Below are 17,338 nucleotides of genomic sequence, written 5' to 3'. Positions count from 1 at the left end.
GAATTAACTTTTTAACAAGCATGATATTCTCTAAACTATCTACCTTATTATACACCAAAGGGCATGACATTGCATAACATGGTATTATACGAAATAGGAGGTATAAATATGCAGTATGATACTTATAACAATGTTTCATATAGATACTATTTTCTTGATTATAAGTTAGGTGATGTTACTGGTGACGGTGTAGTAGATAGGGTATACCTTGTAGGCGAAAAATCATCTTCGCAAGAACTTTTTTCAGAAAACATATCAATTGTTGTCCATGATGGTAGAACTAATAATGTTATAAAAATAGCTATGGAATACGCTGCAGGTTACAATGCAAAATTGTTTCTTGGTAATTTTACTAATATAAAGAAACTTGATATTTTAGTAAAAATAGATACTGGCGGCAGTGGCGGTTATATTCTTGCTTACTTATATAGTTTGCAAAATGACCATATCTCTCTATTATTGAATTCTGAGAGTTTTGAAAGTATCTCTATTTATGATGTTAATTTTGTAGAATGTTTTCGCATTGAAGTTATTAATAAAGATGACAATATTAAATATATACTTAATGCTCTAGATCGTAAAACTAAATACATTAAAAAAGGCATCTACGACGATAAAGGTAGTCTAATTAAAGAAACGTCCGGTTCAGTGCTAGCTTTAGGTGCAATTTTCCCTATAATAGAAGAATACAATGGTCTCTTTAAATTAGTTGTGTACCAAAGAATAATTGGTATCGATAATTCAGATAATTTAGGAGCTGTAGAAACATATTTAAATTGGAACGGTGAACATATGGAAATTGAAAGAGTAAATATTGTAATTCAACCAGCAATTATTTAGCACAGTACCACATTTGATATTCTTGTTTTCAACTTATTCAATATAATTTTAGACAGTTAAGTATAGCCTAATTAGTTACAATCAATAAAAACAGGGCCTGTTATGGCTAAAGTGTTAATTTATGTCCTTTGTCTTTTAGCCATTCTTTGTATTTTTTATACTCAGGTATTATGGAAGAAACTAAATCCCAATATTTTGATGAATGGTTTTTTTCTACCATATGACACATTTCATGTACAACTATATAATCTATTATTTCTAGAGGTGCCATAATAATTTTCCAATTAAAGAGGAGCTTATTATCCCAAGTGCAACTTCCCCATCTTTGCTTTTGGGACTTTGCTCGTACTTGTTTTGGTATCTCAAAAAAATAAGATTGATACAAAGATACCCTCTGCTCAATTACATTTATTGCCCTTTTCCTATACCATTCCTCTAGCTCTGTTTTTATTATATCTCTATCTTGCACTGCTGTATCTACTACAATTATATTTGATTCAAGATATATATTGATCTTAGTATGACCAGAATTTTTAAAATCTAATGTATAAATGTAACCTAGATACAAATATTCTTCGCCTTTTATATACTCTTTCATTGTGTATTCTTCTGAATTTTTTTCAAATTTTTCTAATTTATTATAAATCCAGCTTTCTTTCTTTTTTACCATTTTTATAATATCTTCTTGCTTCAGTTTTTCGGGTGTGATCACAGTAACTGTACTAGGAGGTGTAATTCTTATCTCCATAGTCTTCCTATTTCTATATACTACATCAAAACTTATTAACATTTCTTTATAACTTATACTTAGTCTCATATATTCTCCTCTATTTTATAAATATACTTTGTAGTAATTTAGCTAAAAGTAGTACCTTACTAAAAGAAAATGTAATACTAAATTTTTACAAACATAAATAAGAATTAGCTTAAATATTACTGCATATATATATTACATGCAGTTGAATAAGAATTTCAGACTTTCTCTTATGAAACTTATATTCTTTTTTTATAGTGACAACTACTGTATATATGTTGTAAACTAGATGTGTTTGATACGTACTGATATATTTTAACATATTTATATGTATTACCGATTTTTTACTATTATTATTTCTTATAAGATACATATGTGGGCTAACCCAGCTTGGAAGGAGTTATCATGGATAAATTAATTTACAGTATTTTTGAGCAGACCAATACATTATTATTGCTTTTTGTAATAATAGGTAGCTTATTCACTCTCAGCAAGGGTGCAGATTTATTTGTAGATGAAGCTGTTAGCTTGTCTATACGATGGGGAATCCCAAAACTAATTATAGGAGCGACTATTGTATCTTTAGGAACAACATTACCCGAAGCATCAGTGGGCATCATTGCAGCACTAAATGGGAACTCTGACTTAGCTCTCGGAAACGCTGTAGGTTCGACTATTACTAATACAAGCTTTATTCTTGGGTTAGCTGCTATAGTAGGAACGCTACCAATCGATATGAAGACTATATCCAAACAAGGTAGTATACTATTCTTATGTTCCATATTATTAGTTTTTATTAGTTTACCTGTATTCTACAATGGTATTACTGGCATGATATATCAACACATTGGATGGTTATTTTTACTACTATTATTATTATACATCCAGTATCTGATTAAATCGGCAAAAAAATCAAATGAATTTTTATCAGAAACTTTAATTGAAGTAGAAGATAGTTCTTTGGTTATTCAGTTATTGAAGTTTTTTATAGGCATTTCAATTGTTATTTTATCTTCTTCATTACTTATCCCTGCAGTAGAAGTTGGTGCTCTAAGAGTCGGAATACCACAAAGCGTTGTTGCTTCAACATTAGTTGCTTTTGGAACTAGCTTACCAGAACTAATCACTGCTATAACAGCAGTAAGAAAAAATCACGGTGAATTAGCTTTTGGAAATATCATAGGCGCTAATATTCTAAATATTTTATTTGTTATTGGTAGTGCTGCTGCTATCTCTCATGGTGGTTTATTAATACCTCAAATTTATTATACTGTTCACTACCCAACAATGTTGATAGTACTTTTCATAATTGGATACTTTGCTAAAAATAAAAGGAACAAGCATAAGACCTTAACAAAAATGGAAGGCCTTTGTTTATTATCTCTATATGGTGTTTATCTGGTATTAAACTATAGTTAAAAAACAAGGTGGTATATAAATGACAAAAAAAGAATTTACTTATAATACGCAAGGTGTTTGCTCTAGCCAAATACATATTAAACTATCTGGTGATATAATTGATAAAATAGAGTTCACTGGTGGCTGTAATGGAAATGCACAAGGAATCAGTAAATTAATTATAGGCATGAAAGTAGCAGATGTTATCAAAAAATTAAAAGGCGTTAGCTGTGGTAACAGAAATACATCTTGTCCTGATCAATTAACTAAAGCCCTCGAATCAGTAATTAGTTAATAGTAAAAGCAACACTCCACTATTTACCTTATATTTTATTTTTGTATTATGTAAATAATAATAACAAATGAAAAAGAGGTGAAAAGATGGCAAAAGCAGGAATGAGAAGACCAGGACCAAGTGAACCCCATGGAACTGAACACAATAAGAAATTACACCAAAAGAAAAATAAACAAAAACCTGTGCCTGAAATTCAAGGTAAAGCCAAGGCAGGAAATGAAAAAGCAAATCCAATTGTATATGATTAAAAATAAAAAAGGAGTTTAACTCCTTTTTTTATTTTTAATCTCTATAAACTTAAATTTCTAATATAAATAATAATATACTACTCTTTATCTCTATAATTATAATCTCTTTCATTAAAGAAATTTAACCATGATGAAGTTTTATATAAACTCCAGTCGGCTGGAGGAGCATATCTATTCTTCATAGAGTATTCTTTGCCGGAATGTTTATATTTTTCATACATATTAACGTAAATACATCTCTTTTCTCCTGGGTAGACTTCACACCATCCGTCTTTCCCACCTCCACATGCACCATTTCTTTGGTGTTTTGCACATTGTGACATGGGACATTGAAATGCGAGTTCATGCATTACACAATCACCACAGAAGCGACACTCATTAGTAATAGTTTTCGTATAATATTCAAAATATGTAAAAGGTTTATTAAGAACAGATTTGTCAATTCCTTTTGCAAAGAATTTTATCATTGGATATAGTGGTGCACCTTCGCTAAGTGCAAATTTATGTACTAACCCAAAACTCCAGTAAAACAATGAATTACTTTTACTTCCTGTATTTTTTCTATCTACAGGTGTTGTAGTATTCAAACCAGTAGCTTCGTCTTTTTCAAAGTAGTAAAATCCATTATCTTCAGGATAATCAAATTCTTTTACCAATTCTTGCCAATTAGAGTATAATTCTTCACCCTTATCTAATATGAATTTAATCTCTTCGTATTTTAGTCCATGACCTGCTATAGTAACTCCATCGTATTTCAAACCTTTTAAAACAGCAAATAATTTCGCAGAGCGAAGTAATTGTCTTTCTTTATTATTATCAAATTCCTTCTTCTCAGCATCTAAGTCACTTAAGAGTTTATCTGTTACAACTGCACCTGGTATAATACTTTTATTCATCATCCTAGCAACAGGCATTGACAATACGTAAATATTACCAATTAACGGTGTATTGAGTTCATATTTATCTACGTATTTTCTAAGTTCATCGAATTTTCTTGCATCCCAACCTACTTGGGTTATTATGTACTTTGCACCAACATCGACTTTCTGATGCATCTTATAGTATTGTGTCATAACTTCTGACTCTAATGCTTTGAAAGGCGATACTACTGCACCTTCAAAAAAATCAGTTTTAGGGAAAGTTTTAGTTTTTTTATGTGCTTTAACTTCTAAACCATTATTCATATCTTCTATAAACTTAATAGTTTGAACTGAGTCAAGGTCAAAAACTGGTTTTGGTCTGCCGTTATATCCTTCAGTTGTGTAATCTCCAGTCATAACTAAAAGATTAGGAAGCCCAGCCCTATCTAGTGCATATAGTTCAGATTCAATATCATTTCTATTTTTATCTTTGCATGTAAAGTGAATTAGTGTTTCTACACCTAAATTTTTCACTTCTTCTGCTAATCCAAAGGGATGTATAGCTGGTTTACCACTAGGATTATCAGTTAAAGTAATTGCATTTATTCTTGGATCTAGTGAAGCTTGCTGTGCCAATTTTATAACATTTTGTTGATCTACCTCATTTGAACCTCTACCTGGAACTAATTCCCAAGTAATTGAGAATTTATCTTTGTCTAGGACTGCATCTTTAAATGAATGTTTTTCTACGGTCATAATTATCCTCCTTATAAAGTAATTAGTTAATTAGTTACTTAGTTAAATCTTTAACTATCAACCTATATATATTTATTTATGATTTCGTTTTCAGGTTGTGTAGATAAAGAAATATATCCACTATTAATATTATAACATCTAAATCCTATTTTTGTAGTATTGTTTTTTTTTTAACACCAATACACGTATATACAAGTTCTAAAGTAGTTATATCAGTAGTTATTCTTTAAGAGATCTTATTCTTAATTACTTGTATACTCAAATAATTTGCAAAGTAAAAATTTAATCCTCATAATTAAATTTAATTATTTAATTATTTGCAATCGTTATAATTATATCAATGCGATATTCTTTTGCTCATTGCAAAAAATAACTTATATTGATACTTAGCATAAATATGCAACTCTTAAGAAATTGTTTACTTATAATATATATTTTAGTTAAACAATTATGTTATTATTATACAATTAACACTTTTATGATTGGAGAAAATATGAGAAATTTTGTACTAGATAAGAATAAAGTAATACAATTTTCAATATCCTTTATTGGGATTCTTTTAGGAGTATTTTTATTTTTTAAATCTATAAGGTATGTGGCACCTTTTTTGATAGCTTTTATTCTTTCTATAATTTTAGAACCTTTTATTAAACTATTAGTAAATAAATTTAATATACCTAGAAAATTAGCATCCATACTAAGCGTCCTCCTAGTTTTACTTACTATGTCACTAGTAGTATCTTCCATAGTTTCTAAATTAATTTCTGAAGCGAAAGAGTTATTTCAGGTTCTACCTAATATACTAAATGATGTATACCTAAGTATAGTGGAATTTAGCACAAATAATCAAATATTCCCTCCAGGGGTAACAATCTTTATTAGTGAACAACTTGAAGTTATCACGTCTAATCTAACAGATTTTACTAAAGATATGGTTAGGTATGTATTTAATACTGCCGTATCTATTCCCTCTGCGTTAATATTTTTTATTATAACAATAATTTCTACGTATTTCTTTTTAGGCGATAAAGATAAATTTATACATATTATTAAGGGGCAGTTACCTTCTTACTTGTATAATAAAATCATCTATATAAAAACTGATATTATAAGTTCTTTCTTAAAACTCTTTAGGGCTTATATGATGATAATGTTTGTTACTTTTTCTGAACTTCTACTTGGCTTTACCATTATTGGAGTAAACTACGCCTTACTATTAGCTGCAATTATTGCTATTTTAGATATCTTACCTATTTTGGGTACAGGCGGTGTACTAATCCCTTGGGCAATATATTCTTTAATTGTAGGTGATCTAAGATTAGGTATCTCTTTATTCATACTATATATAATAATCTTAGTAGTACGACAAGTACTTGAGCCTAAGATAATAGGTACACAAATTGGAGTTCACCCTTTATTAACTCTAGCTTCCATGTATATTGGCTTAAAAGTTTTTGGTGCAACAGGTTTAATTTTTGGTCCTATCAGCTTCTTAATTATTCGGAGTATATTCACTGTTGTTTTTAAAGGTCAAAGTTTAAAGGAATTATTATTTGTAGATAAATAAAGTGAAACCACAATAAAGGAACGAAATAATCACTTTCATGATATCGTTCCTCTCTAAAATTTCATTTGTCATGAAACTTTCCTTCCTAAGTCTATTTGGGTTTATCGATGTAAATTTAATACTTCTATGTTTTATAATCTATTATATGAAATTTAAAAATAATTATAGTTCTAAAATAGAAAATATATGAGTAAGATATTTATCAAGCTCTTTAGTCACTTTTCTAATGTCATCAGTTAGTTTGACGATTTTATCTTTATCTTTAATATACTTTCTACTTAATAAATCATATTTTTCAAATGATAATAAACATCTTCTAAATTGAAGATCATTATATGTAAATGTGCGCAAAGCTTTATCTAAACTATCAAAATTCTTAATAGCTATGTACCTTTTAATATCTTTCCATATTTGATTAATTTCCAATGTGGCTTTTTCTAATTCCGAAATAGAGAGCCCAATTTCTTGTTCGAAATCTTTTTTTGCCTTTGAGCGATTAAATATAGAAATCTGTTCAAATTCTATTTCAAATTCTTTCAATAAATTATTGAATTTATCACAATATTCTTCTACATCATAAAACATTTTATCTAAACTCTTGGTATTAATAGATGTTTGTTCATAATTAGCATTATCAATTTCATTTGTTTTATCTTTTATCATCAAAACATACCCCTTTTACTTTTGACGTTAATTAACTGCTATTCTATTATATTAAATTTAAGAATTGTTTAGAAGTACTTTTATTGATAGAAGATACTATAATATTTCCCATTATTATATATTTACATTATATAACAATCATCAAAAATATGCTTTGTATTTTTTTTATAGGTTTAATATCGGATATCAGCTACCAACAGACGCTAGTTCACTGTATTCTCGATATAAAAGCTTCTATAGATATATAATAGTATATCTAAGAAGCTTTTATAAATTAGTAAAAATTTTATTGAAATATCTAAAGCGTAACTTGGTTCATTTTCTAAGGTATTTAATCGAAGTTATTTCTCATTTAGATACTTTTGAGTATATCGAATATCTCCTCAATATCTGGCAATTCAGCAGATGGATATATCTTATACCATTTAAGAATGCCCTTTTCATCGACTATAAAATTTGCCCTCTGTGATATTCCATCTCTATCGTTAAATATGCCATAATCCATTGCCACCTTACCATGAGGCCAAAAATCAGCAAGTAATTTTATATTTGTTATTTTTAGCGCATTGGCCCATATTTCTTTACACGGTTGTGGATCTACACTAAATCCTAATGGTATAGTATTTTCTTTAACAAATCGTTGTAGGTTTCTTTCTAATGCTCGCATCTGGTCTGTACATACTGGAGTCCAAGCTAAAGGATGCCATGACATAAGCACCTTTTTACCTCTATATTGACTTAATGATACATCAACATTATTATTGTCTTTCAATGTAAAATCAGGCACTTCATTTCCTATTGCTATACTAGCATTCATATAATCTCCTCCTATACTGTATTATAATAATAGGATACCCAGACTTATATTAAATTAAGTGTTTTTATTTTTTTAACTAGTATAGCTGCTACAATAATTTTTAATATATCTCCTAATATAAATGGAATCACTCCTAAAAATAATGCATTGTAAAATCCTATTTCAGTGATAAATCCCAACCACACAGTACCTAAAATATAACAACTAATTATACCTGCAACCATGGCTAATATAATTGTAAAAATATTTAAATTAGATACTTTCTCTATAATAAATCCAGTAATAATAGCTGCTAACAAATAACCAACTATATAACCTCCTGTAGGTCCAAATAATACAGGTATGCCCCCTTTTGCTGATGCAAATACCGGTAAGCCTATTGCTCCAATTCCTATGTAAATAATTTGAGTTATCGCACCCTTTTTCCATCCTAATAACCCACCACTAAGATATATTGCTATCATAGATAAACTAATCGGTACTGGTTGTAGTGGAATAACTATCTGAGACAGTATAATTGTTACAGCTACAAGTAATGCAATTGATGTTAAATCTTTCGTTCCTATTTTCATTATCTCTTCTCCTTTGTAAACCATTTTTATATTAAAGGTTTACAAAGATTATAATTAATTTTGGTACGATTGTCAATCTAGTATTGGATTTAAACTAATCTCTCCTGATAAAAATTCTTTAACACTACCATCTGACATCTTTATTTTTAACGCGCCGCTATTAGTAATATCTATTACTGTTCCGCTTGCTGGCGTATTATTGTGAATGCTAATGACAATGTTTTTTTCTATTATTGTCATTTTACTTTTATACTGTTTTAGAATATTTTCGAAATTTTCCCCATTTAAGTAGTCTTCATAATATTTATCAAAAACAGTTAATATATGTTGAATTATTTTTTTTCTATCTTGCGTTTTACTAGTCTCAATTTTTAAAGAAGTAGCCTTATTCTTAAGCGTATCGTCAAAATCTACTTTATCGAAATTTACATTGATGCCAAAACCTATTATTACGTGATTTATCTTATCTACTTCTCCACTTATCTCTGTTAAAATTCCACAAATTTTTTTACTATTTAGCAGAATATCATTTGGCCACTTGATCTCTAGATTTATACCTACGTATTCTTCTAATGCATTACATATTGCCAAAGCAGTAAACAAGGTCAACTGTGTAATATTTTCAAATGAAATCTGTGGCTTCAATAATAATGATATATAAATACCTTTATTAGGAGGAGAAATCCACTCTCTGGAAAACCTTCCTCTACCAGATTTTTGAGTTCCTGCTATTATTACTTCTCCATCTTCAAAAGCATTTTGTGCTAATTTCTTTGCATAGTCGTTAGTTGAGCTAATTTCTTCAAAATAATGTATGGTTTTACCTATGCGCTTCGTATCTAAAGATGATTTTATCTCGTATGGGTGTAATGTATCTGGTAGAGATATCAATTTATATCCTACTTTTGTTTTTGATTCTATAATATAACCTTCTCCTTCAAGTCTTTTCATAACTTTCCAAATAGCTGCTCTAGATACGTTAAATATATTACTTAGGTATTCTCCAGATATATACTTATCGTCATTTTCTTTTAAATACTCTAATATAGATTCCTTCACTTTAAAGCCCCTTTCAATTTTCCTTATCTTTATCACTTTAAGTATAATATAAAAAATATTAAAAAGCTATTTAGATGCAAAAGGTTCACATGGACTAATGATTTGCTTCTTCAACGCTTATTAAAGTAAGATAAGAAGCCTTTGACTTAGAGTAATAACATTTATTAATTATAAAAATAAAATTAATATTTTCTAGAAATTTGGTCAAAATATTTATTAAACACATTAGAGGAGGATTTTATAAAATGAAGAAATTGTTAAGCTCATGTTTAATATTGTTATTATTATTCACATTAACTGTAGGTTGTGCAAGAGATGATGTAGCAGATGATACTCCTGGTACAGATCAAACTCAAGATGGTACAGTAAATGATGGTACTGGAAATGATGCTGACACTGCTACTACGCCATCTTTAGTAACAGATGAAGCTTCTATTCAAAGAATTATGAGTTCCGACGGAGAATGGATTATTATATTTACTGAGGACATGACAACAGACCAAGAATTAGTTTTAGAAGGCGAATTTATTAATAAAGATGCAAATGATCGTAAAATCGCACTGTATACTCAAGATGAAGATAGAAATAAAACAGCTTCTTTTACTCTAACAGCACCACGACTTACTGTAAGAAGTGAAAATACTAGACTCCAAGGTGGGACTTTTGTCGGTGACGTTTATGTAGAAGCTAATGGTTTTTCTATAATTGATGCAGAGGTACAAGGAAATGTATATTTCCAAAGTGACGAATTTGAAGATACATTTACCACTACAGATGGTGGTAACGTAACAGGTACAACTGAAGTTCAAGAATAATATTGTAAACAATGTATAATGTATATAAAACAAGCTCCTAATATTTGAGCTTGTTTTATTTTATGGCAAAGACAATGAGCCAAGCAGTTAGTCTAATATGTATTTTTTCATTGCTTTCGCAGCACCATAATTTTTAACATCATCTGTTATATCCGTAGCACATTCTTTTACTTCGTTAATAGCGTTCCCCATAGCTACTGACAATCCCGCACTTCTAAACATAGGTATATCGTTTTCTGAATCACCAATACACATTGATTCTTCTTTAAGCAAACCTAACTTTTCTCGTATATAATTGAAAGCAATTCCTTTATCGGCTTTTTTAGAATAAACTTCTAATAAGTATTCCGTACTAAAGTCAGCATTTAAGGCTTCATTATACTTTTCTTCTATTAATTTTTGCAAATCCTTTAGATCTTGTTGTACTCCCACCATCATTAGCTTTACGCTAGGAAATATCTTGATATTTTCAAAGATATCATCTATGTAATCAAACTCCTGATTTAGTATTTTAGTATATTCATGTGGCAGTTTATCAAGTCCTTCTGTGTATACTCTTAAATTTGAAAAATTAATAACTCCCAAATTGAGTCTAATACTTGCATCTACTACTTCTTTTGATAATTTATAGGGTATCACTTCTTGTAATATTATTTCTTCATCTTCAATGGCTACTATCTCTGCGCCATTTGAAGACGCTGATATACCTTTTAAACCTAATTCATCGATATAATATTTCATACCATTATAATTTCTTCCTGATAACAAAGCGACATGTACACCTGCTTTTTTAACTTGTCTTACAATATCCTTTACTTGAGAACTTATTTTGCCGTCTTGACTAATTATAGTGCCATCTATATCTAACCCAACTAATTTAATCATAAAACTACTCTCCTTATCATCATTATATATGAATTGTTCTATGTAATAAATCTTTTTATACTTAGTACTATGATAACATATTCTCTCGTAACAATGGTATTGTATAAAGAAGTAAATAGTAACTAGTTTCGTGGATCTACAATTCTTTATAATATCGAGTATGCAAGCCTAAGTATATTTTATATTTCTGGTATAATAATATAGTTATCTATTAAATTAAGATTTGGAGAGTAGTTCTATGAACTTTGTGATTTTTGACCTTGAATTCAATCAGGCTAATAATAGTAAACCAGAAAAAAAATGTCCTTTTGAAATTATACAAATTGGCGCTATTACACTTGATAGCTCTTTACAAGAGATAGATTCATTCAATAGATTAGTAAAACCAATGATATATAATAATATTAATTCTTTTGTAAGCACTCTTACTGGGTTAACTATTGAAAAATTAGAATATGAAGACCCTTTTATCAATGTCTATAAAGATTTCTTAGATTATATAAATAAAGGAACAGTAATTTTTTGTACCTGGGGTATGTCAGATATGAAAGAACTGTTTAGAAATGCAAATTATTACAGATTATCAACATCTATATTACCTAAAAATTATATTAATGTACAACCTTATGTAACAAGATATCTAAACTTTCCCAAAAATATATCTGTTAGTTTACGTGATGCAATGAATTTTTTAGATATAAAACACCAAGATAATTTTCACAATGCATTTTACGATGCACTTTACACTACAATGATATTTCAAAAGTTATATGGACCTGATATGGTTACTCAAGTGTATCAACCATATAAAATACGTAATCATACTAAAAAACAAAAGCAACATGTAGATACTATTAAACTCATCTATCAATTTGAAAAAATGTTCAACAGAGATATGTCTCAAGAGGAAATATCTATGATTAAATTAGCATATTTAATGGGTAAAACAGGTCAATTTCTAAAATAAGACGTGTTTGCAATCAGCATTACCTTCAAAAAAATGCAGGGATTTCTCCCTGCATAAAAGTGTGAAGAAGACTTTAAATCTTATCTTCTAACATTACCTATTTTCATTGATCATAAATCTAGATAAATGTTCCTTAATGAAAATTTAGTATCTCTATTATTTAATTGTATCTATATTGCAAGAGATACATTTGAACAAGTATTACAGCTACCTTACTGCCCTTATAACCATTGGCCACTCAATTAAAGTAGCTACATCAGTTGTTGGTACACCAAGAATATTTTCAATCTCTGGTTCGTGGTAAATAAAGTCTTTCAACTTAATCCTCCCCTTTACCATTTGATTTAAATATATGCTTCTATAATCTATATCAGAAATCTTCTTCACTCTTTATATTCTTATTATGACATTTTCTAAAAAAAGTATACACAATATTTTAAAGTTGTAATTAAATTTTATTTGAGATCATATGATTTATTTCTTATTTTTCTTAGAACTACTTTTATTATTTGATTTTCCTCTACTATTTGGTTTCTCTTTAATATATTGTTTGGCATTTCTCATGTTTTTATCTTTTGGATTAGCATTTTTTCGTGGTCTTATTAAACACTCTTTTCCATAACCAATTAAGTCTCTTCTATTGGCTTTCATCAATGCTTCATATACTAAATCATAATTTTGTGGTTTACGGTATTGTATTAACGCCCTTTGCATGGCCTTATCATGGGAAGATTTTGGGACAAATATACTTTCCATCGTTCTTGGATCTAATTCAGTATAAAACATGCAAGTAGATAATGTGCCTGGTGTTGGATAAAAATCTTGAACTTGTTCTGGCATATGTCCTAAATCTCTTAAATATTCTGCTAATTCAATTGCTTCCTTTAAGTTAGCTCCAGGGTGACTAGACATTAAATATGGAACTAAAAATTGCTTTTTCCCTATTTTTTGATTAATTTTATTGTATTTTATAGAAAATTTTTCATAAACTTCTTTATGTGGTTTTCCCATTTTATCGAGTACCTTAGCGGAAATATGTTCTGGTGCAACTTTTAATTGACCACTAATATGATATTCACATAATTCTTTAAAAAATTCATCATCATTATCGTGAATAAGATAATCGTATCTTAAACCTGATCTAATAAAAACTTTTTTGATATTCGGCAACTCTCGAATCTTTCTAAGTAATTTTAAGTAATCTTTATGATCGATTTTTAGTTGTTTACACGGCTCAGGACCTAAACAATGTTTATCCATGCATACTCCATGTTTTTCTTGTTTCTTACATGCTTTATGTCTAAAATTAGCTGTAGGACCACCAACATCATGTATATATCCCTTAAATTCAGGATCCCAAACAATTTTTTCCGCCTCAGAGACGATAGAACTATGGCTTCTAGCTTGTACTACTCTACCTTGATGAAATGTTAAAGCACAGAAATTACAACCGCCAAAACATCCTCTATTACTAATCAAACTAAACTTCACTTCTTTTATAGCAGGTATTCCTCCAACTTTCTCATATATGGGATGATAATCTCTCATAAAAGGGAGTGCATATATAGAGTCTAAGTCCCGCTCGCTCATAGGTTTAGGCGGTGGATTTTGCACTACAAAATAATTTCTATAAGACTCAATTAACGGCTTTCCCACTATAGAATCCATGTTATTATACTGAGTCATAAAACTATCAGCATATACTCTCTTTGATTCAATTATTTCGTCGTAATGAGGCAAAAATATAGGCTCATAAGCTCTTTCTTTATCCTTAGTTTTATAGACTGTCCCTGAAACAAATGTTATTTCTGAAATAGGAATTCCACTTTCTAAAGCTTCAGCAATTTCAATTATTTGTTGTTCTCCCATACCATAAACTATTATATCTGCCTTTGCGTCTAATAATATAGACCTTCTTACTTTATTAGACCAATAGTCATAATGGGCAAATCTCCTTAAACTAGCTTCTATACCTCCAAGTATAATAGGTACATCACTATATAATTCTTTAATCCTTTGAGAATAAACGATAGTAGCACGATCTGGTCTAAATCCTGCTTTTCCACTGGGAGAATATAGATCATCTTTTCTTTTCTTTTTGGAAACCGAATAATGATTTACCATAGAGTCCATATTACCACCAGTTACCAAAAATGCAATTTTAGGCTTGCCAAACCTTTTAAAATCCTCGTCTGTTTCCCATTTTGGCTGAGCTAGTACGCCTACTTTATAACCTCTACTTTCTAATACTCGCCCAATCACTGCTGTGCCAAAAGATGGATGATCTACATAAGCATCGCCAGATACTAATATAAAATCGAGTTTTTCCCATCCTCTTTCTTTCATATCATTTATATTTATAGGTAAAAAGCTTGTCATAACTATCAATCCTTTATTATTTTCATATTACTTTTCTGCTTATACGTAACTTTTAAAATTATAACCTATTGTTGAGTGTAAGTATATCAAATGAGTCGATAAAGTCCATGAATATTTTTATAAGAATATATTCTAATAAAAAATACCTACTGTGAAATATTATCTCCATCATTATAAACTCATACACCGTTTAAATAGTTATAGTGGCAATTATGTAGTATCTAATTTTTTAATTTAATTAGAATTATTTTATAAGTAAAGTTATTACATGTTATTATAGAATTCTAGGAGTGATAATTATGAGAAATTTTAAGTTAATAATAGCATACGATGGTAGTAGATACCAAGGCTGGCAAAGATTAAATGATAGTGATTTAACTATCCAAGGAAAATTAGAAAAGGTTATATCTGAAATGATTGGTTCTCCAATAGAAATAATTGGATCAGGTAGAACTGATGCAGGTGTACATGCAAGAGGACAAGTGGCAAATTTTCATACTAATTCATCTTTAACGACACATGAGATACACCGCTATATCAATCAATATTTACCTCAAGATATTGTAGTAACTGAAGTAGTAGAAGTATCACACAGGTTTCATAGTAGATATAATGCCAAGAGCAAAAAATATGTTTATGCTATATGGAATCATTGGATTCAATCTCCATTTGATAGAAAATATAGTTATTATTTTCCTACAGAATTAGACATAGATGCTATGAAATCTGCCTCAAGAAAACTAATAGGCACTCATGATTTTATTGGTTTTTCTTCACTTAAGAAGGTTAAAAAATCTACAGTTCGTACAATTTATGAAATTAGTATTGAAAAAAAAGGTCACTTATTAAATTTTAACATTCTCGGAAATGGGTTTTTGTACAATATGATAAGAATTATTATGGGTAGTTTAATAGACATAGGCCTTCACAAGAGAGATGTATCCCATATAGAAGAAATACTCGCAAATAAAAATAGAGAAGATGCAGGTATGACAATCCCACCACATGGTTTATTTCTAGAGGAAGTACATTATCAATAATAATATACTAGTATAGAATTATTCATGATAAATTATTAATTATTTCTCAAATTAAATTAAAAATCACCTTCCATTTCATAATGCATAAAATATATTAGTTCTGTAATATGAATGGAGGAATATTTTTGAATTTCAATGAATCAACTACCTGTAATAATAATTACTTACCAAAGTTAATATTAGATTTAGAAGAGTATATTCAAAGTGAATTACAAGATAGTGCATTTTATGAAGAACTATCTGCCATAGCTCCAACTGGTATTTCCAGTGAGTTATTGTTAGAGTTTAGCGATGATGAAAAAATTCATGCTGAAAGTCTTCAAACTATATATAGTAAGCTTAAAGGTAGATCTTATACACCCAAGCCTTTACTTCCAGTTCAAATAAATGACTTTACCCAAGCTCTAATACAACGAATTGAAGTAGAAACAAGAGATTATAAAAAGTATGGAAAACACTATTTAGATGCACCAACAAATGATTTGCAAGATTTATTTTTTAGTATCAGAGATATTGAAGCACAACATGCTATGAGAATTCCTATTTTATTAGAAGATTTACGTGATAGAGTTAAATAGTTTTCAGCTTATATATCTTGTAATTAGTTATATAAATAATAAATACGAACTGGGAATAGGGCAAAAGAATCTGGATTGCCCTATTTGGATAATATCACATTGCTACAGCTACCACAGTAAAAGAATCGCTTTTGTCATATGGACTACCCTTAAAATCTCCATATAATTGAATATCTTTAAACCCTGCATTTTTTAAGAGTTTACATAAGTCATCTGAAAGAAGCGGATATAAAGGTATTTCATTTTCTATTTGTTTATTATCTACTTTTAAAATAGTCTTGAAATAAACTACATTATCTTCCTTTTCATACCGATACAGACGCTCAAAATTTAATTTAATTTCGTCATTTTTAATAGTTGGCAGTGACTTTACATTGTACATTATTATTCTATCGTAATTTATAATTTGAATTATTAACTTACCCTTATCATTCAATAAACTTTTTGCAATTTCAAAGAATTGTCCTATAGCTTTTTCTTTATCAAGATGTACAATTGAATTTCCAATACAAAAAGCTAAGTTATAATTATTACTCAATAACTGATCTAATTCTAACATATTTCCAACCATAGCATTTATTTTAAGATCTGTATCTATAATCTTCTCGTTTAATACTTGAACCATTTGATAGTCTAAATCTACAGCAGTTACATCATGACCTAACTTTGATAGACCAATACTATATCCACCAGTTCCACAAGCAATATCTAAAACATTTTTTGATGTAAACCCTGCTTCCTTTGCAAGGAATTCAATTTGATCATTTCCTATTGGAAATATATAATCATAATACTTTGCTATTTCCTCATAAAAACCCATATACTCCACATCCTGCTTTTTATTG

At 29.1% G+C, this 17,338-nt stretch carries 19 protein-coding genes; 9 read left to right on the top strand and 10 right to left on the bottom strand.

Going from position 1 to position 17,338, the window contains the following annotated elements:
- Positions 1-108: 108 nt before the first annotated feature.
- The gene (locus tag GC105_RS01655; RefSeq protein ID WP_152801033.1) at positions 109-840 is read left to right on the top strand and encodes a VCBS repeat-containing protein; all 732 of its coding nucleotides are present in this window, start codon (positions 109-111) and stop codon (positions 838-840) included.
- Between the two features lie 106 nt (positions 841-946).
- Here the strand turns inward: GC105_RS01655 and GC105_RS01650 are convergent, their stop codons facing one another.
- Complete coding sequence (locus GC105_RS01650; protein ID WP_152801031.1) at positions 947-1,657, bottom strand: M48 family metallopeptidase; 711 nt, start codon at positions 1,655-1,657, stop codon at positions 947-949.
- 342 nt (positions 1,658-1,999) lie between these two features.
- Here GC105_RS01650 and GC105_RS01645 point away from each other — a divergent pair, with 342 nt between their 5' ends.
- The 3 genes from GC105_RS01645 to GC105_RS16735 all read left to right on the top strand — a co-directional run bounded on the left by GC105_RS01645 (position 2,000) and on the right by GC105_RS16735 (position 3,535).
- Positions 2,000-3,013 carry a calcium/sodium antiporter gene (locus tag GC105_RS01645; protein ID WP_152801029.1) on the top strand — a complete coding sequence of 338 codons (1,014 nt, stop codon included), beginning with the start codon at positions 2,000-2,002 and terminating at the stop codon, positions 3,011-3,013.
- 19 nt (positions 3,014-3,032) lie between these two features.
- Positions 3,033-3,287 carry a TIGR03905 family TSCPD domain-containing protein gene (locus tag GC105_RS01640; RefSeq protein WP_152801027.1) on the top strand — a complete coding sequence of 85 codons (255 nt, stop codon included), beginning with the start codon at positions 3,033-3,035 and terminating at the stop codon, positions 3,285-3,287.
- 86 nt (positions 3,288-3,373) lie between these two features.
- A complete protein-coding gene (locus GC105_RS16735; RefSeq protein WP_193708231.1) occupies positions 3,374-3,535 on the top strand; it encodes a hypothetical protein in 162 nt (53 codons plus the stop codon).
- Positions 3,536-3,612: 77 nt separating this feature from the next.
- On the opposite strand, the gene GC105_RS01635 is transcribed toward GC105_RS16735, so the two are convergent.
- Positions 3,613-5,151 carry a methylenetetrahydrofolate reductase C-terminal domain-containing protein gene (locus GC105_RS01635; RefSeq protein WP_152801025.1) on the bottom strand — a complete coding sequence of 513 codons (1,539 nt, stop codon included), beginning with the start codon at positions 5,149-5,151 and terminating at the stop codon, positions 3,613-3,615.
- 493 nt (positions 5,152-5,644) lie between these two features.
- Here GC105_RS01635 and ytvI point away from each other — a divergent pair, with 493 nt between their 5' ends.
- Positions 5,645-6,718 carry a sporulation integral membrane protein YtvI gene (gene ytvI / locus GC105_RS01630; protein WP_193708230.1) on the top strand — a complete coding sequence of 358 codons (1,074 nt, stop codon included), beginning with the start codon at positions 5,645-5,647 and terminating at the stop codon, positions 6,716-6,718.
- A 162-nt stretch (positions 6,719-6,880) separates the two neighbouring features.
- On the opposite strand, the gene GC105_RS01625 is transcribed toward ytvI, so the two are convergent.
- The 4 genes from GC105_RS01625 to GC105_RS01610 form a co-directional block, all read right to left on the bottom strand.
- Positions 6,881-7,381, bottom strand: coding sequence for a hypothetical protein (locus GC105_RS01625; protein WP_152801020.1), 501 nt, complete (start codon positions 7,379-7,381; stop codon positions 6,881-6,883).
- 352 nt (positions 7,382-7,733) lie between these two features.
- Entirely contained in the window at positions 7,734-8,198 is a 465-nt protein-coding gene (locus GC105_RS01620) for a redoxin domain-containing protein (RefSeq protein WP_152801018.1), read from the bottom strand.
- Between the two features lie 44 nt (positions 8,199-8,242).
- Positions 8,243-8,770 carry a biotin transporter BioY gene (locus tag GC105_RS01615; RefSeq protein WP_246169657.1) on the bottom strand — a complete coding sequence of 176 codons (528 nt, stop codon included), beginning with the start codon at positions 8,768-8,770 and terminating at the stop codon, positions 8,243-8,245.
- A gap of 72 nt (positions 8,771-8,842) precedes the next feature.
- On the bottom strand, positions 8,843-9,829 hold the full coding sequence (locus tag GC105_RS01610) for a biotin--[acetyl-CoA-carboxylase] ligase (protein ID WP_152801014.1): 987 nt from the start codon (positions 9,827-9,829) through the stop codon (positions 8,843-8,845).
- A 245-nt stretch (positions 9,830-10,074) separates the two neighbouring features.
- Here GC105_RS01610 and GC105_RS01605 point away from each other — a divergent pair, with 245 nt between their 5' ends.
- Entirely contained in the window at positions 10,075-10,644 is a 570-nt protein-coding gene (locus GC105_RS01605) for a hypothetical protein (protein WP_152801012.1), read from the top strand.
- Between the two features lie 87 nt (positions 10,645-10,731).
- On the opposite strand, the gene GC105_RS01600 is transcribed toward GC105_RS01605, so the two are convergent.
- Complete coding sequence (locus GC105_RS01600; RefSeq protein WP_152801009.1) at positions 10,732-11,529, bottom strand: Cof-type HAD-IIB family hydrolase; 798 nt, start codon at positions 11,527-11,529, stop codon at positions 10,732-10,734.
- Positions 11,530-11,767: 238 nt separating this feature from the next.
- On the opposite strand from GC105_RS01600, the gene GC105_RS01595 reads away from it, so the two are divergent.
- Positions 11,768-12,496, top strand: a complete 729-nt coding sequence (locus tag GC105_RS01595; protein WP_152801007.1) for a 3'-5' exonuclease — start codon at positions 11,768-11,770, stop codon at positions 12,494-12,496.
- A gap of 207 nt (positions 12,497-12,703) precedes the next feature.
- On the opposite strand, the gene GC105_RS01590 is transcribed toward GC105_RS01595, so the two are convergent.
- A complete protein-coding gene (locus tag GC105_RS01590; protein WP_152801005.1) occupies positions 12,704-12,883 on the bottom strand; it encodes a hypothetical protein in 180 nt (59 codons plus the stop codon).
- An 87-nt stretch (positions 12,884-12,970) separates the two neighbouring features.
- A complete protein-coding gene (locus tag GC105_RS01585; RefSeq protein WP_152801003.1) occupies positions 12,971-14,875 on the bottom strand; it encodes a YgiQ family radical SAM protein in 1,905 nt (634 codons plus the stop codon).
- A 299-nt stretch (positions 14,876-15,174) separates the two neighbouring features.
- Here GC105_RS01585 and truA point away from each other — a divergent pair, with 299 nt between their 5' ends.
- A complete protein-coding gene (gene truA, locus GC105_RS01580) occupies positions 15,175-15,915 on the top strand; it encodes a tRNA pseudouridine(38-40) synthase TruA (protein WP_152801001.1) in 741 nt (246 codons plus the stop codon).
- A gap of 125 nt (positions 15,916-16,040) precedes the next feature.
- Positions 16,041-16,493 (top strand): ferritin family protein, encoded by a 453-nt coding sequence (locus tag GC105_RS01575; protein ID WP_193708229.1) that lies wholly within the window; start codon positions 16,041-16,043, stop codon positions 16,491-16,493.
- A gap of 94 nt (positions 16,494-16,587) precedes the next feature.
- On the opposite strand, the gene GC105_RS01570 is transcribed toward GC105_RS01575, so the two are convergent.
- On the bottom strand, positions 16,588-17,313 hold the full coding sequence (locus GC105_RS01570; protein WP_152800997.1) for a class I SAM-dependent methyltransferase: 726 nt from the start codon (positions 17,311-17,313) through the stop codon (positions 16,588-16,590).
- Positions 17,314-17,338: the final 25 nt, after the last annotated feature.

The organism is Alkalibaculum sporogenes (genome assembly GCF_009362815.1).
In the GTDB taxonomy this organism is placed as follows: Bacteria; Bacillota; Clostridia; order Eubacteriales; family Alkalibacteraceae; genus Alkalibaculum_A; species Alkalibaculum_A sporogenes.
This window is presented reverse-complemented; position numbering and strand designations above follow the sequence as displayed.